General features: G+C 74.8%; 18 protein-coding genes and 3 tRNA genes. 8 read left to right on the top strand and 13 right to left on the bottom strand.

Translation table 11 applies throughout. From position 1 onward, the window contains the following. Nucleotides 1-216: 216 nt before the first annotated feature. The 3 genes from ACH5AR_RS11845 to ACH5AR_RS11835 all read right to left on the bottom strand — a co-directional run bounded on the left by ACH5AR_RS11845 (nucleotide 217) and on the right by ACH5AR_RS11835 (nucleotide 2,472). Nucleotides 217-807: an RICIN domain-containing protein gene (locus ACH5AR_RS11845; RefSeq protein ID WP_396301209.1), complete on the bottom strand. Its 591-nt coding sequence runs from the start codon at nucleotides 805-807 to the stop codon at nucleotides 217-219. 158 nt (nucleotides 808-965) lie between these two features. Continuing rightward, nucleotides 966-2,015 (bottom strand): AraC family transcriptional regulator, encoded by a 1,050-nt coding sequence (locus ACH5AR_RS11840; protein WP_396301208.1) that lies wholly within the window; start codon nucleotides 2,013-2,015, stop codon nucleotides 966-968. A 383-nt stretch (nucleotides 2,016-2,398) separates the two neighbouring features. Further along, nucleotides 2,399-2,472, bottom strand: a tRNA-Ile gene (locus tag ACH5AR_RS11835). A 190-nt stretch (nucleotides 2,473-2,662) separates the two neighbouring features. Here ACH5AR_RS11835 and ACH5AR_RS11830 point away from each other — a divergent pair. Further along, nucleotides 2,663-3,520 (top strand): trypsin-like serine peptidase, encoded by an 858-nt coding sequence (locus ACH5AR_RS11830; RefSeq protein WP_396301207.1) that lies wholly within the window; start codon nucleotides 2,663-2,665, stop codon nucleotides 3,518-3,520. Between the two features lie 107 nt (nucleotides 3,521-3,627). Further along, the gene (locus ACH5AR_RS11825) at nucleotides 3,628-4,374 is read left to right on the top strand and encodes a trypsin-like serine peptidase (protein ID WP_396301206.1); all 747 of its coding nucleotides are present in this window, start codon (nucleotides 3,628-3,630) and stop codon (nucleotides 4,372-4,374) included. A gap of 142 nt (nucleotides 4,375-4,516) precedes the next feature. On the opposite strand, the gene ACH5AR_RS11820 is transcribed toward ACH5AR_RS11825, so the two are convergent. After that, nucleotides 4,517-4,589: transfer RNA gene (locus ACH5AR_RS11820), tRNA-Asn, on the bottom strand. 61 nt (nucleotides 4,590-4,650) lie between these two features. Beyond that, a tRNA-Asn gene (locus ACH5AR_RS11815) sits at nucleotides 4,651-4,723 on the bottom strand. A gap of 228 nt (nucleotides 4,724-4,951) precedes the next feature. On the opposite strand from ACH5AR_RS11815, the gene ACH5AR_RS11810 reads away from it, so the two are divergent. The 4 genes from ACH5AR_RS11810 (at nucleotide 4,952) to ACH5AR_RS11795 (ending at nucleotide 9,891) form a co-directional block, all read left to right on the top strand. Beyond that, a complete protein-coding gene (locus tag ACH5AR_RS11810) occupies nucleotides 4,952-5,245 on the top strand; it encodes a hypothetical protein (protein WP_396301205.1) in 294 nt (97 codons plus the stop codon). 194 nt (nucleotides 5,246-5,439) lie between these two features. Beyond that, nucleotides 5,440-6,873, top strand: coding sequence for an FGGY family carbohydrate kinase (locus ACH5AR_RS11805; protein WP_396301204.1), 1,434 nt, complete (start codon nucleotides 5,440-5,442; stop codon nucleotides 6,871-6,873). Nucleotides 6,874-6,973: 100 nt separating this feature from the next. Then, entirely contained in the window at nucleotides 6,974-8,377 is a 1,404-nt protein-coding gene (locus ACH5AR_RS11800) for a glutamate decarboxylase (RefSeq protein ID WP_396301203.1), read from the top strand. 398 nt (nucleotides 8,378-8,775) lie between these two features. After that, on the top strand, nucleotides 8,776-9,891 hold the full coding sequence (locus ACH5AR_RS11795; protein ID WP_396301202.1) for a DUF2690 domain-containing protein: 1,116 nt from the start codon (nucleotides 8,776-8,778) through the stop codon (nucleotides 9,889-9,891). Here ACH5AR_RS11795 and ACH5AR_RS11790 read toward each other — a convergent pair whose 3' ends face one another. The 5 genes from ACH5AR_RS11790 to ACH5AR_RS11770 form a co-directional block, all read right to left on the bottom strand. Next, nucleotides 9,892-11,061 carry a sigma-70 family RNA polymerase sigma factor gene (locus ACH5AR_RS11790; RefSeq protein ID WP_396301201.1) on the bottom strand — a complete coding sequence of 390 codons (1,170 nt, stop codon included), beginning with the start codon at nucleotides 11,059-11,061 and terminating at the stop codon, nucleotides 9,892-9,894. 145 nt (nucleotides 11,062-11,206) lie between these two features. Beyond that, nucleotides 11,207-13,114 (bottom strand): DNA primase, encoded by a 1,908-nt coding sequence (gene dnaG / locus ACH5AR_RS11785; protein WP_396301200.1) that lies wholly within the window; start codon nucleotides 13,112-13,114, stop codon nucleotides 11,207-11,209. Between the two features lie 53 nt (nucleotides 13,115-13,167). Then, the gene (locus ACH5AR_RS11780) at nucleotides 13,168-14,478 is read right to left on the bottom strand and encodes a deoxyguanosinetriphosphate triphosphohydrolase (protein WP_396301199.1); all 1,311 of its coding nucleotides are present in this window, start codon (nucleotides 14,476-14,478) and stop codon (nucleotides 13,168-13,170) included. 170 nt (nucleotides 14,479-14,648) lie between these two features. Continuing rightward, nucleotides 14,649-15,644, bottom strand: a complete 996-nt coding sequence (locus ACH5AR_RS11775) for an SGNH/GDSL hydrolase family protein (RefSeq protein WP_396301198.1) — start codon at nucleotides 15,642-15,644, stop codon at nucleotides 14,649-14,651. Between the two features lie 181 nt (nucleotides 15,645-15,825). Beyond that, nucleotides 15,826-16,770 (bottom strand): PAC2 family protein, encoded by a 945-nt coding sequence (locus ACH5AR_RS11770; RefSeq protein WP_396301197.1) that lies wholly within the window; start codon nucleotides 16,768-16,770, stop codon nucleotides 15,826-15,828. A 716-nt stretch (nucleotides 16,771-17,486) separates the two neighbouring features. Here ACH5AR_RS11770 and ACH5AR_RS11765 point away from each other — a divergent pair. Further along, nucleotides 17,487-18,221 carry a GNAT family N-acetyltransferase gene (locus ACH5AR_RS11765; RefSeq protein ID WP_396301196.1) on the top strand — a complete coding sequence of 245 codons (735 nt, stop codon included), beginning with the start codon at nucleotides 17,487-17,489 and terminating at the stop codon, nucleotides 18,219-18,221. Here ACH5AR_RS11765 and ACH5AR_RS11760 read toward each other — a convergent pair. Further along, a complete protein-coding gene (locus ACH5AR_RS11760) occupies nucleotides 18,211-19,485 on the bottom strand; it encodes an ADP-ribosylglycohydrolase family protein (protein ID WP_396301195.1) in 1,275 nt (424 codons plus the stop codon). The two genes, ACH5AR_RS11765 and ACH5AR_RS11760, sit on opposite strands and share 11 nt — an antisense overlap. A gap of 110 nt (nucleotides 19,486-19,595) precedes the next feature. Here ACH5AR_RS11760 and ACH5AR_RS11755 point away from each other — a divergent pair, with 110 nt between their 5' ends. Beyond that, nucleotides 19,596-20,591, top strand: coding sequence for a hypothetical protein (locus ACH5AR_RS11755; RefSeq protein WP_396301194.1), 996 nt, complete (start codon nucleotides 19,596-19,598; stop codon nucleotides 20,589-20,591). A 44-nt stretch (nucleotides 20,592-20,635) separates the two neighbouring features. Here the strand turns inward: ACH5AR_RS11755 and ACH5AR_RS11750 are convergent, their stop codons facing one another. Both ACH5AR_RS11750 and ppdK read right to left on the bottom strand, forming a co-directional pair. Next, on the bottom strand, nucleotides 20,636-21,175 hold the full coding sequence (locus tag ACH5AR_RS11750) for a ribonuclease (RefSeq protein ID WP_396301193.1): 540 nt from the start codon (nucleotides 21,173-21,175) through the stop codon (nucleotides 20,636-20,638). Nucleotides 21,176-21,443: 268 nt separating this feature from the next. Further along, nucleotides 21,444-24,152, bottom strand: a complete 2,709-nt coding sequence (ppdK, locus tag ACH5AR_RS11745) for a pyruvate, phosphate dikinase (protein WP_396301192.1) — start codon at nucleotides 24,150-24,152, stop codon at nucleotides 21,444-21,446. Nucleotides 24,153-24,511: the final 359 nt, after the last annotated feature.

The raw sequence follows: 24,511 nt of genomic DNA, 5'->3' as shown, positions 1-24,511 counted from the left end.
CGGGGGGGCGGGCCGGGCACGCCCCCCCCGGGGCCCCTCGCCCCGGCCGCCGGGGTCGCCGGCGGGGGCCCCGCCGCCCCCCCCCCCCCCCCGGCCGCATCCGTCAGTCCCCGCCCACCGCCCGGCCGTTCCCGCACGGCTCGGCGGGCGGACCCGACAGCCTCACGGCGAACTCCGTCGCCGCACCGGGCCGGCGGGCACTCACGGGGACCAGGCTCAGTAGATCTTCCACCACTGGTCGGCCCAGTCGCCGCAGGTCGACTGGACGGCGCCGGCGTTCTCCGCCGTGCCCCTGACGGCCAGGCACTTCCCGCTGTTGACGTTCTGGAACTGGTACTGGTCGGACGTGCTCTTGTAGTAGATGTTCCAGAACTGGTCGGCCCAGTCCCCGCAGGTGGACTGGACGGCGCCGGCGTTCTCCGCCGTACCCCGCACGACCAGGCACTTCCCGCTGTTCACGTCCTGGAGTTGGAAGGTGCTCCCGGCCGCGCTGGGGTACGCCTTCCAGAGCTGGTCGGCCCAGTCGCCACAGGTGGACTGGACGGCGCTGCTCTCCGCCGTACCCCTCACCACCAGACACTTCCCGCTGTTCACGTTCTGGAAGTGCTGACCAGCGGCAGTCAGCGCGGCCACCCCCGCCGCCGCGCCGCCGTCGGCCGTCACGGCCAGGCGCGTCGACCCGTTCCCGTGGGACTCCCCCGTGACGGCCGAAGCCTGGCCCGCGACGCCCAGGAACGCGGTGGCCGCGAGGGCTGTCGTGGCGAGGACCGCACCGGTCCTCGTGGACTTGCCGGCAAGTCGAAGCATGTGCTCGTCTCCTCTTTCCCCGAAGTACTGGAACAAACGGCGTCGATCTCGAACGGCGCGGCATCGCCCTGGTCGGTCCGGCCACGTGGGGCTTCCCGGCCTTCCGCGCAGGGCCACTCCGTCGCACCACCACCGTAGGTCGCGGGCCTGGCGGCGATTCAGCGCTGCGTCGCCGGCTCTCCGCCGTCCGTCTCATCACCCACGGGCGCGCAGAGCATCCGCTGCCGGTGCTCGCGCGGGCTGAGCCCGTACGTCGCCTTGAAGGTGCGACCGAACTCGGAGGCGCGCAGCAGGCCGCAGCGCGCGGCGATGGCGTGGACGGGCAGGGCGCGCAGCGCCGGGTCGGCGAGGTCGCGGTGGGCCTTGGCCATCCGCTGGCCGCGGATGTAGGCGGCCACCGTCTCGCCGTGGGAGTACCGGGTGAACAGTCGGTGCAGGTGGCTGACGGAGATGTGGTGGGCCGCCGCGACGGCCGGAGGCGTCAGGTCGGGGTCGTGCAGGTGGCGCCGGACGAACGACCTCACGCCCTCCACGACGGCGCGGTCCCGGGCGTCCGGCGACAGCATGCACGCGGCGTCGAGCTCCCGGGCGGCCCAGGCCGCCACGAGGTCGACGACGACCGTCCCCAGCCTGGCCCGCTCGGTGGGGCACAGGTCGGCGGCCTGACGGTCCAGTCCGACGAGGAACTCCGCCAGCAGCGCACCCGTCCCCCGGCGTCCGGACACCTTCCGGCCCGTGATCTCCCGGAGGCGGTGCGGGGGGATCGGCATCGCGGACACCGGCAGGGTGATGCCGATCCCGGCGTGCCCCGCCCCTCCCCGGCCCGCTGCGCCCACCTCGAAGGAGCGGCTGTCGTACGTGGAGGCACTGGACGTCAGCATGAGCTCCCCCGCCTCGTGCACGACGAGGCGGTCCCGGCCGTAGGAAGCCCGCAGGACGCCGGACGTCATCAACGCCACGTGGTAGTGGTCCTCGTCCGCCTGCCTGGCCATGCGCCCGGTCCGGCGGAACCGGGCGGGCGGGAACGACGTCCCCACCATGGCCACCGGCCCCAGCTCGGACGGTCGCACCTCCGCCGTGAAGTCCTCGACGTGGGTGCTGGTCACCTCGCACCTCATGGTCCGCAGCATCAGCTCCCGCCACTGCTCGAACCCGTCCCGCCCCGACAGCCCACGGCCCACGGCCGTACCCCGCTCCCGCACGCACATCCCCCCAACCGGTGCCCCCTCCGGCTCGGCGGGGCCCTCGGACACCGTCCGTCAGACGCGGCGCACCGGCACGGCCGCACCCCTCCGTGCGCCGCGCGGCACTCGCGCTTCGTTGTCAGTGTGCTGAGGAGGCGGAAGGCGGGCAACGGAATACCTCCGCGTCCCGGGCCGAGGGGGCGCCGCGCGGCCCTTCAGCGGCAGCTCCTCGTCGGCGGACGCGCCCACCGCCTGCGCCGTGTCCACGGGACGTCCACCGACGGGGTGGTTCCCGGCGTGGTGGCGGGCGTTCAGCGCGCGCGGTGCTCTACAGTCCCCATCGGGACTTCCGGGCGTTCTCCCAGGTCAGCGCAGCCATTCAGGTGACGCTCCGTCAGCGTCGAAGGTGGGGCGGGTGGGACTCGAACCCACGACCAAGGGATTATGAGTCCCCTGCTCTAACCGGCTGAGCTACCGCCCCGGTTCGCCGCGCGCGCCGGACGTCGGCACGGCAGCAGCAAGACGGCCCCAGCGAGGCCGTCCCGGGCAGCATAGCCGGTCGATCACCCGTGGTGCGCGCCGGGGCCCGCACCCGGGTGCGCGACGGGACGCCCCTCCCGGCGGCGCAGCCCGGGTGGCGGCGGGGCACCCGTCCGGGGCAGCCTGGGCGGATGACGACACGTGGGACGGGGGCGGCGGCCGCGGCGCTCGCGCTGGTGCTGGCCGCGGCGGGCTGCACCACCGCGGCGGGGCCGCCCGGGGGCACCCCGACCGTCAGCTCCGCGCCGCCCGCCGCCACCGCCGGCTCCTCCGACAGCCACGGCTGGAACCGGCAGCGGCTCAGGGGGGCGGCCGCCCGGCACACCGGGGTCACCCGCACCGCCAAGCCCACCGTGCTCAACGGCCTGGTCGGCGCGGTGTTCACCCGCAACGCCGACGGCGACCACTTCTGCACCGCCAGCGTGGTTGACAGCGCCGGGCTCAACCTCGTCGTCACCGCCGCCCACTGCGTCTGGGACCCGCGGCTCGGCCCGCGCAGCGACCTGGTGTTCGTCCCCGGCTACCGCGACGGCGAGACCCCCAGCGGCGTGTGGCCGCTGCTGGCCGTCACCGTGGACGACGCCTGGAACGACCACGCCGACCCGGACCTGGACGTCGCCTTCGCGGTCGTCCAGGCCCAGAACGGCCGTCAGGTCCAGCAGGTGCTCGGCGCCAACCGGCTGGGCGTCAACCGCGGCTACCGGCTCCCGGTGCGGGTCACCGGCTACCCGAGCAGCAGCGGCGTCCCGATCACCTGCTCCGACACCACCTCCCGGCAGAGCCCCACCCAGCTGCGGATCGACTGCCCCGACTACACCGGCGGCACCAGCGGCAGCCCGTGGGTCACCGACTTCGACCCGGCCACCAGGACGGGCACCGTGGTCGGCGTGATCGGCGGCTACCAGGAGGGCGGCGACAGCCCGGACACCTCGTACAGCAGCTACTTCGGCGACCGCGTCCAGGCGCTGTACGACCGCGCCACGGGCTGACCGGGCGCGCGGCGGTGGCGCCGCCGGGCCCGGCCTGGTAGATCTTCCTCACGAACGGCGGAACGCACGGCCCCGGTGCCCGCCCCGAGGAACGAGACGGAGCCCCGATGGCCTCCCGCCCGGCCCGGCCCGCGCGCACGGCACGAACGGCCGCACTGGCCGCCCTGCTGCTGGCCGCCGGCACCGCGTGCGGGGGGCAGGGCGCGGCGCCCAACGCCGAGGTCGCGCAGCCGAGCCCGGCCCGGGACCGGATCGGCACCCTCTCCCTCCACACCGCTCAGGGCCCGCGGGCCTGCACCGCGAGCGTGGTGCAGAGCCCCCGGCGCAACCTGCTGGTCACCGCGGCGCACTGCGTGCAGACCCGCCGGATCGGCCTGCTGGACGGCCTGGTCTTCACCCCCGGGTACCGCAACGGGTCCACCCCGTACGGGACGTGGCCGGTGCAGGCGATCACCGTCGACCCGCGGTGGGCCGCCGACGACGACCCGGAGTACGACGTGGCCTTCGTCACGGTGGGTGCCGTCGACGGCCGACAGGTCGAGGACGCGGTCGGCGGCAACCCGATCGGCACCGGCCAGGGCTTCGGGCTGTCCGTCTCCGTCACCGGCTACCCGAACGAGAGCGACGAGCCGATCACCTGCGAGGTGCGGACCAGCCCGCAGAGCGCCACCCAGGAGCGCTTCGACTGCGGCGGCTACACCGACGGCACGAGCGGCAGCCCGTGGATCGCCGCGAACGGCGCGGTGGTCGGCGTGATCGGCGGCTACCAGGAGGGCGGGGAGAGCCCCGGCACCTCGTACAGCGTCGCCTTCGACCAGCGGGTCGCCGAGCTCTACCGGCGGGCGACCGCCTGACCTGCGGGGCCGGCGCCCGGGCAGCCGCCTCGCGGCGGTGTCGCGCACGTCACGTCGGAGAACCGGGCGGCGGCAACACGAAGGCCCCCCGGTCGACCGGGGGGCCTTCGCTCTGAGCAGTCACCGGGCAGGCCCGGTGCAGCTCCCGCAATTGGACTCGAACCAATAACCTGCCGGTTAACAGCCGGCTGCTCTGCCAATTGAGCTATGCGGGATCGCGGTACCCAACTGCCGTACCACGGACGGGAACAGGACCCCGAGGGGCCTCCTCCCGAGCTCCCCCAATTGGACTCGAACCAATAACCTGCCGATTAACAGTCGGCTGCTCTGCCAATTGAGCTATGGGGGATCGGCTACCGCTCCGGCCCCCGGTCTCCCAGGCTCCTCGGCGCTCGCTGCGGGACATACATTAGCGCACTCGGGGGGGTGGTCCGCCAATCGCTTTCCCGGTTGCCGCCGGGCTGCCGCCCGGCGTGCCCCGCGCGCGCCCGGCGACGGGGCCGGGGATGCTGGGGCGCGGACGGTTCGCCGTCCCGACGGACGGGTAGGGCAATGCGGCAGAAGCCGCCAGGAGAGGGTGGATCCGACCATGTGGAAGCTGTCGTTGGCCGCGGGTCTCGCGGCCGGCTACGTCCTGGGCTCGCGAGCCGGGCGCCGGCGCTACGAACAGATCGCCAAGGTCACCCGGCAGATCGCCGGCAGCCCCGCGGTCCAGGGCGCGACCGACCGGGCCCGGCAGCAGGCCGGGGTGGTGGCCGGCGCGGTCGCGGACCGGGTCGGGGACCGGCTGCCGAACGCCGTCACCGACCGGGTGCCGTACTTCAACCGCGCCCGCACGGAGGACGACGGCTGGGGCACCTTCCGGCCGTGAGGAGCCGGCGGCTCCCCCGGCGCCCCACCCGGGGCGGCGGGGGAGCCGCGCCCCGCGCGCGGGGGCCCGCCTACCCACCGCGCGTGACGGGGCGGTGACGCCCGGGCCACACGGAGCCCAACCCCCGGTCGCGAAGCGGCAACGGCCGGCCCGGCCCGCACGCGTCCCGCGCCGGGCTGAGGCATGATCTCGGCATGGCCATCGTCGCGGGGATAGACAGCTCGACCAACCGCACCCGGATCGTCGCGTGCGACGCCGACACCGGTGCCGTCCTGCGCTCCGGCAAGGCGCCCCATCCCGTCCCCGAGGACCAGGACCTGCGCCCGGGCGAGGCCGACCCGCAGGTCTGGCTGCACTCGCTCGGCGACGCCGCGACCGGCGGCCTGCTGGAGGGCGTCCGGGCGATCGGCGTCAGCGCCCAGCAGCACGGGATGATCGGCCTGGACGCCGGCGGCGTGCTGGTCCGCCCGGCGATCCTCTGGAACGACCCGCGCTCCGGCGGCGCCGCGGCCAAGCTGCTGGACGCCCTCGGCGGCGCGGCGGCCTGGACCGCCGCGATCGGCTCCGTACCCGCCCCCACGTACACCGTCGCCAAGCTGCGCTGGCTGGCCGAGTTCGAGCCGGCCAACGCCCGCCGGGTCGCCGAGGTGCTGCTGCCGCACGACTGGCTGGTCTGGCAGCTGCTCGGCCACCCCAGGCGGCGCACCACCGACCGCGGCGACGCCTCCGGCACCGGCTACTGGTCGCCGGTCACCGGCGAGTACCGGCAGGACCTGGTGGAGCTGGCCCTCGGCCACGAGCTCCGGCTGCCCGAGGTGCTGCCCCCGGCCGAGCCCGCCGGGCACACCCCCGAGGGCCTGCTGATCTCGGCCGGCACCGGGGACAATATGGCCGCCGCGCTGGGCCTGGGCCTGGGCCCCGGCGACGCGGTGGTCTCGCTCGGCAGCGCCGGGACGATCTTCGCGGTGCACGAGGAGGCCGTGGTGGACGCCTCCGGCCTGGTCTCCTCCTTCGCCGACGCCAGCGGCCGGCACCTGCCGATGGTCGCCACCCTCAACGCCGCCCAGGTGCTGCGCTCCACCGCCGCCCTGCTCGGCCGGGACCTGGAGGGGCTGAGCGACCTCGCCCTGCACTCCTCCCCCGGCGCCTACGGCCTGGTGCTGCTGCCCTACCTGGACGGCGAGCGCACCCCCGCCCTGCCGCACGCGGCCGGCACCCTGACCGGGCTCCGGGCCGAGGCGATGACCCCTCAGCACCTGGCCCGGGCCGCCGTCGAGGGCATGCTGTGCAACACCGCCGACGCCCTCGACGTGCTGCGCGCCCGGGGCGTGGCGGTGAACCGGGTGTTCCTGCTCGGCACGGCCGGGCGGCTGCCCGCCGTACGGCACATCGCCCCGATGCTGTTCGGCGTCCCGGTCGTGGTGCCGCCGCCGGGCGCGCACGCCGCCCGCGGGGCCGCCCGGCAGGCCGCCTGGGCGCTGGCGGGCACCCCGGAGCCGCCGGAGTGGGAGCTGCCGGACGCCGAGACCGTGGAGCCCGACGGGGAGCAGGACCTGGCGATCGGCTCGGCGGTGCGTCAGCAGTACCGGGCCGCCCGCGACCAGGTCCACCCGGAGGCGGCGGCCTGACCCCGCGGCGGGGGTGACGGACCGTGCGGATGCGTCACCCGGCGCCCGGTGGCAGCGTGGGACGGGACACGGCCACCGACGCGGAGGGCGGCAGGACGCCATGGCGCTGCACAAGGGGGCCGGCGACGACCGCCGGCTGAGCACCGGCCCGTACCCGACCATCGCCGACCCGCTCGGCGCGATGAAGCTGGCGCCGCCGCTGCACCGGCTCGGCGAGGGCCCGGTCGCGGCCGAGACCGCCTACCAGCTGATCCACGACGAGCTGATGCTGGACGGCAACGCCAAGCTCAACCTGGCGACCTTCGTCACCACGTCGATGGAGGCCCAGGCCACCCGGCTGATGACCGAGTGCCTCGACAAGAACATGATCGACAAGGACGAGTACCCGCAGACCGCCGAACTGGAGCGGCGCTGCGTGGCGATCCTCGCCGACCTCTGGCACGTGCCCGACCCGGACGGGGCGGTCGGCTGCTCCACCACCGGCTCCAGCGAGGCCTGCATGCTGGCCGGCCTGGCGCTCAAGCGCCGCTGGACGCGCCGCAACGCCGACCGCTACGCCGCCGGGGCCCGGCCCAACCTGGTGATGGGCGTCAACGTGCAGGTGTGCTGGGAGAAGTTCTGCAACTTCTGGGAGGTCGAGGCGCGCACCGCGCCGATGGAGGGGGGCCGCTTCCACCTGGACGGCGAGGCCGCGGTCGCGCTGTGCGACGAGAACACCATCGGGGTGGTCGGTGTGCTCGGCTCCACCTTCGACGGCTCGTACGAGCCGGTCGCGGAGATCTGCGCCGCCCTGGACGACTTCCAGGAGCGCACCGGCACCGACATCCCGGTGCACGTGGACGGCGCCTCCGGCGGCATGGTGGCACCGTTCCTCGACCCGGACCTGGTCTGGGACTTCCGGCTCCCCCGGGTCGCCTCGATCAACACCTCCGGCCACAAGTACGGCCTGGTGTACCCCGGCGTGGGCTGGGCGCTCTGGCGCGACCGGGCGGCGCTGCCGGAGGAGCTGGTCTTCCGGGTCAACTACCTGGGCGGCGAGATGCCGACCTTCGCCCTCAACTTCTCCCGGCCCGGCGCCGAGGTCATCGCCCAGTACTACGTCTTCCTGCGGCTCGGCCGGGAGGGCTTCCGGGCCGTCCAGGGCGCCTGCCGCGAGGTCGCCACCTACCTGGCCGGACAGTTCGGGAAGCTGGACGGCTTCCGGCTGCTGACCCGGGGCGACCAGCTCCCGGTGTTCGCCCTCACCACCGGGGAGGGCCTCCCGTTCGACGTGTTCGACGTCTCGCGGCGGCTGCGCGAGCGCGGCTGGCAGGTGCCCGCGTACACCTTCCCGGCGAACCGGCAGGACCTGTCGGTGCTCCGGGTGGTCTGCCGCAACGGCTTCTCCCGGGACCTCGCCGACCTGCTGATGGACGACCTCGACCGGCTGCTGCCGGAGCTGCGGCGCCAGCCCGTCCCGCTGCGGGAGCTCGGGGTGCCGCCCCGCTCGGGCTTCCACCACTGACCGCCCGCGCACCGGGGCGCGTCACGGCGGGGAGGGCGCAGCGAAGCGCCCTCCCCGCCGGAGTGTCCCGGCGCACCGGGGCAGCCTCCCCCCGCGAGGCTGCCCCGGTGCGTGGGGGGCCGGGAGCGGGTGCGGACCGACGACGGGTGATCGATCGGATCCGAACGGTTCCACCGACGGGCGGAACGCACCGGCCAGAGAACTCTGCATGATGACGGCGTGAATGTTCGAGCGTCTCCGGGGCTTGTGAGACACTTCCGTCCGTCTCAGCGCCATGACCTGGGGTTTGGGACGCCAGGCCCACCGGGTTGGAGAAGCGCGGACCCCGGACGGCCGGTGCCGGACCGGCGTCGCTCCCCCGTTCCCCGCCCCCCGTTTCTCGAGTTTGGAGCGCCGCATTGGGTTCCGCCTGGAAGCCGCTGCCCGAGGAGCTGTCCGAGCCCGCCAGACGCCTGGCCGAGGAGCTCCGGGCCGTGAAGGACACCGCCGGGCTGTCGCTGTCCGAGCTGGCCGCCCGGACCCACTACAGCCGGGCCTCCTGGGAGCGCTGGCTCAACGGCAAGCGGGTCGTCACCGAGCAGGCGTTGGACGCGCTGGTCGGGGCGGTCCCCTGCGACGGGGCCGCGCTGCGGGCGCTGTGGCGGCAGGCGGTGGAACAGCCGGCGGTCGAGCGGGCGGCGGTGGAACAGCCGGCGGTCGAGCGGGCGGCGGTGGAACCGACGGCGGGTGCGGAGCAGGCCGGCGGGGCGCGCGCCGACGGGGAGCCGGTCGTCGCGGGGCCGGCGGTCGGGGCGCCCGCCGCCGAGGAGGGGCCCGCCCCCGTGCTCTGGTGGCGGCGCCCCGCGGCGCTGGTCTGCGGTGCGCTCGTGCTGGCGCTGCTGGTGGTGTCGGCGGGCCTGCGGCTCAGCCGGGACGACGGACGGGCCGAGGCGGCCGACCGTCCTGCCCCGACGGCCGCCGCCCCCACCGGCGCCAGGCCCGCTCCGGCCGGCCCGGCCTGTCAGGCCGTCGGCTGCGCGCACAAGGACCCGAAGACCACCGGCTGCGGCAAGGACGCCCGGACCCTGCAGACCCAGGTGATCGGCAAGGTGGTCGTCTACCTCCGGTACAGCCAGGCGTGCCGGGCCGCCTGGGCGGCCATCACCGAGGGCGAGCCGAAGGACCACGCGACGATCACCGACAGCAACGGCGACAGCGAGACGGCGCTCATCCACTGGGGCTACGACAACTACTCGGCGATGCTGGCCGCGGCCGACCCGACCGTCACCTTCCAGGTCTGCGGCTACCAGCCGGCCGGCCACGACTGCACCGCGGTGGTCTCCGACCTGGCCATGGTGGTGGCCTCCACCCCGATCCCGATCGGGCCCGCCTCTCCCCCGCCGGGCACCGGCGCGGGAGCGCCCACGACCCCGGCCCCGGCCACACCGGCCGCTCCGGACCCGACCGACCCCGGCCCGACCGCCGCGACGCCCGGGGCAGCTCCGGCCGACCAGGCCTCGCCCTCGCCCTCCTGACTAGTCCAGGTAGCCCCGCAGCTGCTCGGCGTAGGCGTGGTCGCGGAGCTTGACCAGGGTCTTCGACTCGATCTGGCGGATCCGCTCGCGGGTCACGCCGAACACCGCGCCGATCTCCTCCAGCGTGCGCGGGCGGCCGTCGTCCAGCCCGTAGCGGAGCTGGACGACCTGCCGCTCCCGCTCCCCCAGGGTGGCCAGGACGGCCTCCAGGTGCTGGCGCAGCAGCAGGAAGGTCGCGGACTCGGCGGGCGAGGCGGCGTCGGCGTCCTCGATCAGGTCGCCGAGCGCGACGTCCTCCTCCTCGCCGACCGGGGTGTGCAGCGAGATCGGCTCCTGGGCCAGCCGCAGCAGCTCCCGCACCCGCTCCTCGGTCAGCTCCAGGGCCGCGGCGATCTCGGCCGCCGTCGGCTCCACGCCGCGCTCCTGGAGCAGCCCGCGCTTCGCCCGGACCACCCGGTTGATCAGCTCGACCACGTGCACCGGCACCCGGATCGTCCGGGCCTGGTCGGCCAGGGCCCGGCTCATCGCCTGCCGGATCCACCAGGTCGCGTACGTGGAGAACTTGAAGCCGCGGGCGTAGTCGAACTTCTCCACCGCCCGGATCAGGCCCAGGTTGCCCTCCTGGACCAGGTCCAGCAGGGTCAGCCCGCGCCCGACGTAGCGCTTGGCGACGGAGACCACCAGCCGCAGGTTCGCCTCGATCAGCCGGCGCTTGGCGATCCGGCCCCGCACCACCAGGGTGTCCAGCTCGCCGGCCAGCGGGTCGGGCGGCGGCGGGTCCCCGTTCAGCCGCGCCTCGGCGAGGACGCCGGCCTCCACCCGGCGGGCCAGCTCGACCTCCTCCTCCGCCGTGAGCAGGCGGATCCGGCCGATCTCGCGCAGGTACTGGCGCAGCAGGTCGCCGGAGGGGCCGGTGTCGTCGGCGGGCGCGCGGCCCCCGTCCGGGTCCTCCTCCCCGGCTCGCGCGCCGGGCCCGGGCTCGGGGTCCGGACTGTCCGGATGGCCCTGCGACAGGCCCTGGGCGGGGATCCGGGCGCCGTCCGGGGGCGCCGCGCCGGCCCGCCCGTGGTGGGCGTCCTGCTCCCCGGTCTCCGGCGGCCCGGCCGGTCCGGCGGGGGCCGCTCCCGTACTGGTGGTGGTCGCTGCGACGAGGCCTTGCTCCACGGGCATCCCCTCGGGGCGGGCGCGACTCTGGCGGACCCGCGCTGTACGGAGGTGGGACGTCCTCCAGTGTGCGGTACGCCACGCTCCGTGGCCGAGACTCGTGCGCCGACTTTCTGCGCGCGGCTGCGGGCGGCGGGTGCCGCGGCGCGGGCTACAGCGCCGCCGCGCCCCGGCTGCGCAGCTGCTGCCCGTACTGCTGGAGCTGCCACAGCTCGGTCTGCACCGCGTGCAGCTCCTCGGCCCCGGCCCGCGGGCCGAGGCGCTGGAGGTAGCCGCGGACCTCGGTGATCCGCCGCTCCACGGCCAGCAGGCGCAGCTTCACCAGGAACTCCCCGGCGTAGATCGCGTCCGCCTTGCGGCGCGAGCGCACCGGCTCGACGGTCAGCTCGGTGACCAGCGAGCGCACCCGGTCGTCCGGGCAGGCCTCGCGCACGGCGCTGGTGAAGTCGGGCAGGGTCGCTCCGTACGCGGCGCCGCCGGCCTTGGCGATGGCCTGCCGGACGGCGGTGTACGGCGGGGTCGGGAACTCGTCCTCGCCGTAGTGGTCGAAGGCCGGGCTGACCAGGTCGGGGTGCTGGAGGGCCAGCTTGAGCAGCTCCCGCTCGACGAACTGGGCCGGGTCGCGCGGGTTGAGCCGGAAGGCGGGCTGCGCGGGGCGCTGCGGCCGGACGGGCTCGGGGCGGCGCTGGGCGGCCGCGCCGCGCGGGTTCTGCTGGCGCTCGCGGTCCCAGCGGGCCAGCTGGGAGATCCGGCGGACCACGAACTGCTCGTCCAGGATGCCGAGCATGCCCGCCAGGCGGACGGCGTACTCGTGCTGGATCGAGCGGTCCTTGATCTTGGCGACGATCGGGGCCGCCTCCTCCAGCGCCGCCGAACGCCCCTCAGGGGTGTCCACCCGGTGGCGGGCCACCACCGAGTTCAGCGCGAACTCGAACAGCGGGACGGGGTTGTCGATCAGGTGCTTGACCGCCTCGTCGCCCTGGGCCAGGCGCAGCTCGCACGGGTCCATGCCGCCCGGGCTGACCGCGATGGAGGTCTTGGCGGCGAACTTCTGGTCGTCCTCGAAGGCGCGCAGGGCGGCCTTCTGGCCGGCCGCGTCGCCGTCGAAGGTGAAGACGGTCTCGCCCCGGTACTGCGAGGTGTCCATCAGCAGCCGTCGGATGATCTTGATGTGGTCCTCGGCGAAGGCGGTGCCGCAGGTGGCCACCGCGGAGGTCACCCCGGCCAGGTGGCAGGCCATCACGTCGGTGTAGCCCTCGACCACCACGGCGCGGCCCGACTTGGCGATCTCCTTCTTCGCCAGGTCGATCCCGTACAGCACGTGGGACTTCTTGTAGATCGGCGTCTCGGGGGTGTTGAGGTACTTCGGGCCGTTGTCGTCCTCGCGCAGGCGGCGGGCGCCGAAGCCGACCACCTCGCCGGCGATGTCCCGGATCGGCCAGACCAGCCGGCCGCGGAAGCGGTCGATCAGGCCGCCGCGCTGGCCCTGCGAGGCGAGGCCGCCCAGCAGGATCTCCTTGTCGGAGAAGCCCTTGCCGCGCAGATAGCGGACCAGGTGCTCCCAGCCCGCGGGGGCGTAGCCGACGCCGAAGGTCTTCGCGGCCTCCTCGTCGAAGCCGCGCTCGGCCAGGAACCGGCGGCCGATCTCCGCCTCCGGCGAGGCCAGCTGCTCCTGGTAGTAGGCGGCCGCGACCTTGTGCGCCTCGACCAGCCGGGTGCGCTCGCCCTGCTGGTGGCGGGGGCTGTAGCCGCCCTCCTCGTAGCGCAGGGTGATGCCGGCCTGGGCGGCCATCCGCTCCACGGCCTCGGCGAAGGTGAAGTGCTCGATCTTCATCAGGAAGGCGATGGTGTCGCCGTTCTCCTGGCAGCCGAAGCAGTGGAAGACGCCCTTGGCGGGGTTCACGTAGAACGAGGCGGACTTCTCGTCGTGGAAGGGGCAGACGCCCTTGTACTCGCCGCCGCCACCGTTGGTCAGCTGTACGTAGTCGCCGACCACCGCGTCGATCGGCAGTGCGCTGCGCACCGCCTGTACGTCTTCGTCCCTGATCCGCCCGGCCACCCCGGAAGTCTACTGGGGCGGCCGGGCATTCCGGCCGGGTGCACCCGCGCCGCTCACGCCCAGGCGGCGCCGACGAGCCTGGCGTGCAGGGCCAGGGCCGAGGCGTCGGTGAGGGTGGCGATCTGGTCGACCACCGTGCGCAGGGCGGCGCGGTCGTCCTCGGCCTCGCGGTACATGGCGGCGAACACCGGGTCCAGCCCCTCGGGGGCGCGCCGGGCGAGGACGTACGCCAGCTCGGCGATCACGATCCGCTGGCGGGCCCGCAGCTGGGCCTGCTCGTCGCGCTGCATCACGAAGCGGACGGCGACCGCCTTGAGCACCGCGCACTCCAGCCGGACCTCCCGCGGCACCACCAGCTCGGCGGCGTAGCGGGTGAGCCGGCCCGGGCCGTAGCGGGCCCGGGTGGCCTGCTCGGCGGCCAGGCAGAAGCGGCCGATCAGCTGGCTGGTGAGGTCCTTGAGCCCGGCCCGGGCCCGGGCGGTGCCGTCGTAGGAGCGGGGCCACCACTCCTGGGCGAGCAGCCGGTCCAGGGCGGCGGACAGCTCCTCCGGACCGGCGTCCGGGGCGTAGCGTCCGGCGACCTCGAAGAGCGCGGAGCGCTCGCTCGGGGCGCGCAGCGCGGCCGGGTCGATGTGGCCGGCCTGGAGGCCGTCCTCGACGTCGTGGGTGGAGTAGGCGACGTCGTCGGACCAGTCCATCACGGTGGCCTCGAAGCACTTGCGCCCGGCCGGGGAGCCGGCCCGCATCCAGCGGAAGACCGCCAGGTCGTCGGCGTAGACGCCGTACTTGGTCGAGGCCGGGTCGGTGGGGTGGGCGCCCCTGGTCCACGGGTACTTGGTGGCGGCGTCCAGGGCGGCCCGGCTCAGGTTGAGGCCGACGCTGCGGCCCGGCCAGGGGGCGAGCCGGGCGGCGGGGCGCTCCTCCCGGGGCGCGAAGCGCTTGGGTTCGAGCCGGGTCAGGATGCGCAGCGACTGGGCGTTGCCCTCGAAGCCGCCGCAGGCCTCGGCCGCCTGGTCGAGGGCCTCCTCGCCGGTGTGGCCGAACGGCGGGTGGCCGATGTCGTGGGCCAGGCAGCCGGCCTCCACGAGGTCCGGGTCGCAGCCCAGCGCAGCACCCAACTCCCGCCCGACCTGGGCGCATTCGAGGGAGTGGGTGAGCCGGGTGCGGGGGAAGTCGCTGCGCATCGGGGCGACCACCTGGGTGGTGCCGGCCAGCCGGCGCAGGGCGGCCGAGTGGAGCACCCGGGCACGGTCGCGCTGGAAGGCCGTACGGCCCGGGCGCTTGTCGGGTTCGGGGACCCAGCGGGCCTCGGCGGCATGGTCGTACGGGATCGGGGCGGCGAGGCGGTGCGTGGTGTCGTCCATATGCCCTTCACCGTACGCCGCGCCCCCGACACGCGGGGGGTGGCACGCACGAAGGGGTGCGGGCCGGGGCGTGAACGGCGCGCGGCGGGCGGGCGGCCGCCCCGGTGAGTCGGCCCCACCCGGACGGCGCAGCTCCTCGCGCGTCTCACGCCCGCGGCCCGACGGCGGCCTCAGCCCCGGATCGCCTTCAGGACCACGGCGGACACCGCCTGCTGCCCCCTGGCGTTGGGGTGGACGGGCGCCAGCCCCGGGGCCGGGAACGGCGGCTCCACCCAGCGCTGGTCCTCCCCCGCGCACATGTCGTGCCCGGCCGAGGGCCCGGCGAGGTCGACGAACACCGCGCCGGCCGCCTCCGCGCGCTTCCTGAGCATGGCGTCGAGCTGCCGCTGCTTCTCCACCAGGAAGGCGAGGTCGGAGGCGGCCATCGCGTCGCCCAGCACCGGCCGGCAGGCCGCCGGGTCGGCCGGGAGCAGCCCCGGGTACCCGATCACGTACACCCGGGCCTTCGGGGAGCGCTTCCTGACGTCCTGGAGCACCGTGGCGATCCGCTCGCCGGCCGCGTCCACCTTCTGCTGGACGGCGTCGGTGCCGTGGCCGGCGGCGTAGTGGTCCCGGCAGGGCGACGTGCTGATCCGGTCCGCGCTGTCGGTGATCACGCCCTTGACGAGGTCCACCAGGTTGTCCTTGGCGCACTCCGTCACGACCTCCATGAAGCCGGCGTCGTTGCCGCCGATCCCCAGGGTGACCAGCCGGGTGTCCGCGGTGAGCGCCTCCAGCTGGGCCGGGTTGGTGCCGTCGGCGACCTTCTGCGGGCCGGTCAGGTCCCCGGTGCGGGCGCCGGAGCAGCTGACGTCGGTGAACTGCCCGGCGGCGAGCGAGAGGCCCTTCGCCACCAGGGACGGGTAGTTGACCCCGGAGCGGTAGCAGGCGCCCGGCTCGCCGACCTGCGGCGGGATCTTCAGCCCGGCGGTGTACGAGTCGCCGAGCGCGACGTACGGGCCGCCGGGCGGCGGGGCGCTGCTCGGCGCCGCGGCCGCGCGGGCCGGGGCGGCCGCGGCGGCGGCCCCCGCGCTGCCGTCCGCACCGGCGTCGTCGGTGCAGCCGGCCAGCAGCGCTGCGGCCAGTCCTACGGCCAGGGCGATGGTCGGACGTGCGGTCCTGGGCATGGTCTCCCCCCGGAGATACGGGTCACGGTCGGCTCCCTGCGGCGGCCCGTCCCCCGGGCGCACCAGAGGCCAACGAACGATCGCCGTCGATGACTCCCGCCCGCGGCCGAATCGTCGCGCCGCAGGCCCGGACCGGCCGGATTCCGCCCCCGGCCGGCTACCGGCCCGTGCGGCAGCCCGGCTACTCGGCGCCGCGCTCGTGCTCGGCCAGGAACTGCTCGAAGCGCCGCCCGAGTTCGTCCGCCGAGGGCAGGTCCACCGGCTCGGCGAGCAGGCTCTCCCGGCTCCCCGAGCCCGCCACGGCGTCGTACTGGCCCTCCATGCCGCGGATCGCCGAACGCAGCTCGCCGTCCCCCTGGGCCAGCTGCTCCTCGATGTCGGCGTAGACCTCGGAGACCTGCTCGCGCAGCCGGGTGCCGGGCAGCACCAGCCCGGTCGCGGACTGGGTGGCCTCCAGGATCTGCACGGCGGCCGCCGGGTAGGCGGAGCGGGCCACGTAGTGCGGGACGTGCACGGCGAAGCCCAGCACGTCGTGCCCGGCCTCGGCCAGGCGGTACTCCACCAGCGCCTGGGCGCTGCCCGGGACCTGCGCCTGCTCGAACCACTGCGGGTAGCCCGGGGCGAGGTCCAGCCGGTTGCCGTGCGGCGTCAGGCCGACCGGGCGGGTGTGCGGCACGCCCATCGGGATGCCGTGGAAGTCGATCGAGAGCCGGACCCCGAACCGCTCCACCAGCGCGCGCACGGCGCGCGCGAAGCCCTCCCACTCGACGTCCGGCTCGGGGCCGGAGAGCAGCAGGAAGGGCGCGCCGGCGGCGTCGTGGAGGAGCTGGAGCAGGATCTCCGGCGGGTCGTAGGCCGTCCAGCGGTCGTGGTCGAAGACCATCGCCGGGCGGCGGGCCCGGTAGTCGACCAGCCGGTCGTGGTCGAAGCGGGCCACCACCTGCGGCGCGCCCGTCTCCAGCAGGTGGGCCACCACCTGGCCGCCGGCCTCCCCGGCGTCCATGAAGCCCTCGAAGTGCTGGAGCAGCACGAGGCCCGCACCGGTGTCGCGCAACTGCTCGTTGGCCGCGGCCACGGCGGCCACGCCCCGCTGATCCAGCTCGTACAACGCCTGGAAGTCACGCACCGCGCACCCAACCCCGTTCTCTGCTCGTCCCGGCCGACCGGCTTCTCGTCCTGTCCAGCGTGCCGGGCGCCGCCGGAATTCCCGACCCCGCCCCCGTCCTGCCGCCGCCCCGTGGCCGGGGCGCCCGCGGGACCGCCCCGGGGGCCCGCCGACGGTGCCCCGGGGGCCGCCGGACGGCCGCCGCCGACCGCTCCGGACCATGATCGCACCCGACCGGAGAGCCCCTGGTCACGGCCCGGACGGGGGCCCCTCCGCGGGGCACCCGAACGGGCCGCACGGCCATTCGCGTGCCGCGAAGTGACGCACCGCCTTCTGGCGGGTATCGTCCTCTCGCTGCCTCGCATCGTCGCGTCGTCGTCACGTCGTCCGTAACGCCGTCGGCCACGTCCCGGTCCGGTGCTCGGCCAGCCACCCACGACGCATCTTGCCTTCACCTGGCCGCCTGCTTCCCTTCGCGCTCTCGTACCCTTCTCGGCCATTTCGCGGACGCACACTGTCCCCCCGCTCTTCCCGCCGGACCGGTCCGAGGACCCGTGTCCGTTCCGGCACCCCGCGCCGCCCGTTACGGGCCGCCGCCCCCACCCCGCCCGACCGGACCTCCGGCGTGCGCGGGCACCCGGCCGGCGGACCCGGGCCCAGGCGTACCCAGCCCAGCGCACCCCGTGCCGTACCCCGGCGCGGGAGGCACCCTCCGACCGATGAAGGACCAAGGTTCCGTGCCCGTACCTGTCATCCTCACCGGCCGCACCGTGCGGCTGGAGCCACTCGCCGCGCACCATGCCGAGGCCATCGCCGAGGCCGGCGCCGAGGACCGTACGACCTACGCCTTCACCCCCGTCCCGCACGGCCTGGAAGCCGCCCGCGACTACGTCGCCCGGGCGCTCGCCGACCAAGCCGCGGGCCGGTCGCTGCCGTTCGCGACGGTGAACCTCGCCGACGGCCGGGTCGTCGGCTCCACCCGCTTCCTGGAACTCGACTACTGGCAGGGCCCCATGGTGTGGCCGCCGGTGCCCGGGGTGCCGTTCGGCGATCCGGCCACGGCCGTCCCGGACGCGGCCGAGATCGGCAACACCTGGCTGTCGCCGCGCGCCCAGGGCACCGGCATCAACACCGAGGCCAAGCTGCTGATGCTGCGCCACGCCTTCGAGACCTGGGGCGTGCGGCGGATCTCGCTGCGCGCGGACGCCCGCAACCTGCGCTCGCGCACCGCCATCGAGCGGCTCGGCGCAACCTCCGAGGGCGTCCGCCGGGCGCACTCGCGCGGGCTGGACGGCGTGGTGCGCTCCACCGCGTTCTACTCGATCCTGGACGACGAGTGGCCGGCCGTCCGGGACATCATCGAGCTGCGGATCGCCGCCGCCACCTCGCCGAGCGCCCCGGATCCGGCGATCAACCAGGAGTGCCTTAGACCGGGCGGCAGCGGCGCCGGGCAGCTGATGATCACGGCCTGAAGCCGGGGCGGAACGACTCGTAGCCGAGGGCGGCCAGGCCCAGGACGACCGGCAGGGCGGTGTGGTCGTCCCAGGCCCGGTGGCGGCCCGGGTCGGCCTCGACCAGCGCCTCCACCGGCCGCCAGCCGTCCCGCACCCGGGCCGCCTTCACCCGGTAGATCTCCGCGCCGCCCACGCTGCGGTACAGGTGCAGCACGCCCTCGGAGACGACGGACGCCCAGCGCTCGTCCACGTCCCGGGGCCGCAGGCCGCGCCGGATCCGCTCCCAGTCGGCGTCCGACCAGAGCAGGTCCGGCACCGGGTGCGGGCGGGGCAGGCTGAGCGGCCTCAGGTGCGGCTCCCCGGCCGCCCGGACGCCGCCCGGCTCGGGGAACGCCCACCCGGGCAGCGGCTCCCGCGCGGCCAGCCAGGCCGGCGGGATGCCCGCGGTGCCGGTGTGCGCGGCGACCACCCCGCCGGTGATCGCGGCGACGGTGTCCGTGTCGCCGCCGGCCCCGATCGCCTCCCGGACGGCGGTGCGGTAGTCCGCGAGGTGCCGGGCGGCGCACCACAGCGCGTACGGGACGGTGTCGGCCGCGGACGTGCGGCTGCCGTTGCCGAGCACCTGCGCGGCGAGCCGGGAGTCCGCCCGGTCGAGCAGCCGGCGGGCCTCCCCCAGGCCGTCCCGCACCGCGCCGTTCGGGGTGAGGTCGGCCACCGACGCCAGGAAGCGCTCCGGCGTGGTCGGCCGGGTGCGCGCCCGCACCGCGTACGCGGCCGCCACCGCGACGGCGATCGCGCCGTCCACCGCCTGGGGGTGGGTGTGGGTGGTCAGGGCGGTGTCCGCCGCGGGGCGCACCACCGCCTTCGGATCCTCGGCGTACGCGGCCCCGAGCGGGGCGACCCGCATTGCGGCGCCGTTGCCGTACGAGCCCTGGCCGTCGAAGAGTTCGGCGGCCAGCCGCTTGGCGTCGCCGCCCTCGCGGACCAGCCGGAGCAGCCGGTTGGCGGCCGGCCCGTAGCCGCGGTCGAAGTCGTGGCGCAGGGCGAAGGCGTGGACGAGGTCGAACGCGTCGATCGCGCCGCGCTCGACCTGGGCGGCGTGGACCGAGCAGGCCATCTCGGTGTCGTCGGTCCAGGGCCAGGGGCCCGGTGGCTCGGTGCGGGCGGCGAGATGGGCCCGGGCGGTCTGCGGGACGAAGAACTGGGCACCGAGGGCGTCGCCCACGGAGAGGCCGTTGAGCGCGTCCAGCGCCGGCCCGGCGGGCATGGAGGGAATGGTCATATGGCTCCAGCTCAGCGGCTCGACGGCCCGCCGTCAACACCCGCGGCCGCGGGCCCCACCGACGGGGGATGTTTCGCATACCTCCGATCGCGCCGGGCAGGCACCGGGGCATGACCCGCGCGAACCCGCTCGACCCGGTCGCCCTGCTCGGCGCCGACCAGCAGCACATCGCCACCCGGGCGCAGCTGCGCCGGCTCGGGGTGCCCTCCGGCACGATCGCCCACCGGCTGCGGCCGGGCGGGCCCTGGCAGCAGGTTCTGCCCCGGGTGATCTGCCTCCAGAGCGGTCGCCTGACGTTCCATCAGAAGCTGCGGGCGGCACTGGCATACGCGACGCCGAAGGGCCGCGAGCCGCGCGCCGGGGAGGTGCTGCTGACCGGCCTCACGGTGCTGGCCGAGGCCGGGCTGCCGAGCGCCGGGCACCCGTCCGACCTGACCGCCGTCGACATCCTGATCCCTGCCCAACGCCGCGTCGGTGACAGGGAGTTCGTCCGAATCCACCGGGCCTCCGGGGCGATGCCGGGCGGCTTCGAGCGGGACGACGGGCTGTGGAGCACCACCGTCGCGCGGGCGCTGGCGGACCTCGCGCCGAAGGGCGCCGGGCGGCGCCGGTTCCGGGCGCTGTGCGCGGAGGCCGTCCAGCGGCGGCACTGCGAACTCGGCGAACTGCTGGACCAGTTGCTGTCCCGCCCGGGTGCGCTCGGGCTGCCCCAGGTGGCCGAGGTGGTGGAGGACCTGACGGTCGGGGTGCGGTCGGTGGTCGAGGGCGAGGCCCGCGACCTGCTGGCGCACGCCGGGCTTCCGGAACCGCTGTGGAACCCGGTGCTCTTCCTGGACGGCCGCTTCCTCGCCGTCCCGGACGCCTACTGGCCGCACGCCTGCGTGGCCCTGGAGATCGACTCCCGCGCCTGGCACCTGCGCCCGGCCGACCACGAGCGGGGCCTCGCCCGGGCCAACCGCCTCACCGCGGCCGGCCTCCCGGTGGTCCGCACCACCCCGGCCCAGCTGCGCCGCGACCCGGCCCCGGTGCTCCACGAGCTGACCGCCCTGGTCACCACCGGCCCGCACGCACCGCACCCGCGGATCACCTGGCGGCGGGCACGGTGAGCGGGGCGGGGGCGGGTGCGGGGCGGCTCGGGCACGGGCCCGGCTCAGCAGCGGGAGTCGATCTCCTGGAAGGTGGCGTAGTGGTCGGCGGACCAGTACTGCTCCCCGGCGTTGCCGGTCACCACCCGGCGGGCGCCGCGGTCGTCGGAGCCCGGGGTGACCACGGTGAACTCGTGGTAGTACCCGCCGGCCTTCTTGGGGAGGCGGCTCTCGCGGTTCTCGAAGACGATGCCGTCGCGGCTGTACGGGTAGGGGCCGCCCTTGGCGATCAGGCCGAGGGTGTCCTGGGCCTGGGCGGGGAGCTTGGTGCGGCAGACGTCGGCCATGGCCGGGTCGGTCGGGACCCAGGTGCCGGCCGGGGCGGTGGTGGCGCCGGCGCCGCCGGCGGGCGGGCTCGGCTTGGGGGCCGAGGGCTTGGGCGCCGTGGACCCGGACGTCGAGGGGGCGGCGGTGGCGGCCGCGGTGGGGCTCGCGGCGGCCTTGGGGTGGCTGCTCCCCTGGTTGGCGAGGAGGTACCCGGCCCCGGCCAGGACCGCCAGGATCAGCACGGCCACCACGACGAGCGGGTTTCTGCGGTTGGTCATGCGCTCCAGCTTGGCAGGCGGCCGGACCGCGCCGGACCAGCTACACACGTGGCCGCCGCCACACCACCGGGTGCGGACGCCTGGCCGGGGGCGGGCGAACGGCCCGGGGCAGACGTACGGCCGGGCGGGAACGGACGCCGTTGTCCGTTCCCGCCCGGCCGTGTCACGTACGCCGGTTCTCCTGCGCCGAGCTCCGGTGTACGCCCTCCCGACGGGAGGGTGAGCGGTCAGTCGTACCCGCGCGTGCGGAGGGGATGCCTTCCCTCCCTCAGCGCGAGTCGCTGCCCGCCGACTCGATGGCGGCGCGGCCGGCCTCCAGGCGCGCCACCGGGATCCGGAAGGGGGAGCAGGAGACGTAGTCCAGCCCCACCTCGTGGAAGAAGTGGACCGAGTCCGGGTCGCCGCCGTGCTCGCCGCAGACGCCGAGCTTGAGGTCGGGGCGGGTGGCCCGGCCGGCCTCGACGGCGTGCCTGACCAGCGAGCCGACGCCGTCGCGGTCGATGGTCTCGAACGGGGAGACCCCGAAGATGCCCTTCTCCAGGTAGGCGGTGAAGAACGAGGCCTCCACGTCGTCCCGGGAGAAGCCCCAGACCGTCTGGGTCAGGTCGTTGGTGCCGAAGGAGAAGAACTCGGCGGCCTCGGCGATCTGCCCGGCGGTCACCGCGGCGCGCGGCAGCTCGATCATGGTGCCGAGCTTGATGTCCAGCGTCACGCCGGTGGACCGGGCGACCTCGGCGAGCACCCGCTCGCACTCGTCCCGGACGAGCTCCAGCTCCTGGACGGTGCCGACCAGCGGGATCATCACCTCGGGGCGCGGGTCCCCGCCGGCCAGCTTGCGCTCGGCCGCGGCCTCGGCGATCGCCCGGACCTGCATGCCGAACAGACCGGGGATGACCAGGCCGAGGCGCACGCCGCGCAGGCCGAGCATCGGGTTCTGCTCGTGCAGCTTGTGCACCGCCTGGAGCAGGCGCAGGTCGTTCTCGTTCGGGTCCTTGCGGGCCTCGGCGAGCGCGACGCGCACCGACAGCTCGGTGATGTCGGGCAGGAACTCGTGCAGCGGCGGGTCGAGCAGCCGGACGGTGACCGGCAGTCCGTCCATCGCCTGGAAGAGCTCCAGGAAGTCGCCCTTCTGCAGCGGCAGCAGGGTGGACAGGGCGAGCTCGCGGTCCTTGTCGTTGTCCGCCAGGATCAGGTGCTCGACCTCCTTGCGGCGCTCCTCGCCGAGGAACATGTGCTCGGTGCGGCACAGGCCGATGCCCTGGGCGCCGTAGCGGCGGGCGCGCGAGCCGTCCTCGGCGTTGTCGGCGTTGGCGCGCACCGCCAGCCGGCGGCGGCCGTCGGCGTGCGACATCAGCCGGTGCACGGCCTGGACCAGACCGCCCTGGACGTCGGCGCCGGCGTGCAGGGTGCCCTCGAAGTACTCGACCACGGGGGACGGCAGGACGGGCACCTCGCCGAGGTAGACCTTGCCGGTGGCGCCGTCGATCGACACGATGTCGCCCTCGTGGACGACCTGGCCGTCGGCGGTGGTGAAGCGGCGGCCCTTGGTGTCGACCTCCAGCTCCTCGGCGCCGCAGACGCAGGTCTTGCCCATGCCGCGGGCGACCACGGCCGCGTGCGAGGTCTTGCCGCCGCGCGAGGTCAGGATGCCCTCGGCGGCGATCATGCCGTCCAGGTCGTCCGGGTTGGTCTCCCGGCGGACCAGGATGACCTTCTCGCCGGAGCGGGACCACTTGACGGCGGTGTAGGAGTCGAAGACGACCTTGCCGATCGCGGCGCCGGGCGAGGCGGCCAGGCCCCAGGCGATCTGCCGCGACTCGGCGTTGGGGGCGAAGCGCGGGAACATCAGCTGCGAGAGCTGGCCGCCGGTGACCCGCATCAGGGCCTCGTCCAGGTCGATCAGGCCCTGGTCGACCAGCTGGACGGCGATCCGGAAGGCGGCCGCGGCGGTGCGCTTGCCGACGCGGGTCTGGAGCATCCAGAGCTTGCCGCGCTCGATGGTGAACTCGATGTCGCAGAGGTCGCGGTAGTGGTTCTCGAGCGTCTGCATGATCGTCATCAGCTCGTCGTACGACTTCTTGTCGAGCGTCTCCAGCTCGGCCAGCTGCAGGGTGTTGCGGATGCCGGCGACGACGTCCTCGCCCTGCGCGTTGGACAGGTAGTCGCCGTAGACGCCCTGGGCGCCGGTGGAGGGGTCGCGGGTGAAGGCGACGCCGGTGCCGGAGTCCTCGCCGAGGTTGCCGAAGACCATGGTGCAGATGTTGACCGCGGTGCCCAGGTCGTTCGGGATGCGCTCCTGGCGGCGGTACAGCCGGGCGCGGTCGCCGTTCCAGGAGTGGAAGACGGCGTGGACGGCGAGGTCCATCTGCTCGCGCGGCTCCTGCGGGAAGGCCCGGCCGGTCTCGCGCTCGACGATGCCCTTGAACACCTCGACCAGGGCCCGGAGGTCGTCGGCGTCCAGGTCCAGGTCGTTGGCGGTGCCCTTGGCGCGCTTGGCCTCGTCCAGGGCCTCCTCGAACAGCTCGCCGTCGACGCCCAGCACGGTCTTGCCGAACATCTGGACCAGGCGGCGGTAGGAGTCCCAGGCGAAGCGCTCGTTGCCGGACTGCGCGGCGAGGCCGGCCACCGAGGCGTCGGAGAGGCCGATGTTGAGGACGGTGTCCATCATGCCGGGCATGGAGAACTTCGCACCGGAGCGCACCGAGACCAGCAGGGGGTTGTCGGCCTGGCCGAGCTTCTTGCCCATCTGCTGTTCGAGGGCCGCCAGGTGGGCGCTGATCTCCTCGTGCAGGGAGGCCGGCTCGCTACCGGTCTCCAGGAAGACCTTGCAGGCCTCCGTGGTGATGGTGAACCCCGGGGGGACCGGCAGGCCCAGGTTGGTCATCTCGGCCAGGTTCGCGCCCTTGCCGCCAAGAAGATCCTTGAGGTCCTTGTTTCCTTCGGTGAAGGAGTAAACAAACTTCTGCTGGGACGGCACGGGTCGGTCTCCTCGTACGCGGTTGCCCTGACGCCGGAGAACATACCCATTTCGAAGGCACTTCTCTGCCCTGAATAGGCCACCCGAGGCTGGTACCAATCGGTAACCCGCTAGATCGAATGCACATAAAGGCGTTCACCTCTGTTGGTGAAATCGTCCGCCTGACGCTAGCTAGTGTTCAATTCTTGAAGCCAAGCCGACCTTGTGATCACCCGATGCGGACGCACCGTAGCGGTCGGCGACCCCTGGCGTCGCCCCGGATTGATTTCCTGCACCCGGATCGCCCGATCACCGGCCGATCGACTTCGGGAAGCGATCCGCCACCGACCTGTCCACTTCGTCCACTGACCGGCCGTCAG

It is taken from the genome of Kitasatospora sp. NPDC018619 (assembly GCF_044391605.1).
In the GTDB taxonomy this organism is placed as follows: domain Bacteria; phylum Actinomycetota; class Actinomycetes; order Streptomycetales; family Streptomycetaceae; genus Kitasatospora.
The sequence above is the reverse complement of the archived record's forward strand: the minus strand, read 5'-3'. Positions and strand labels throughout refer to the sequence as shown.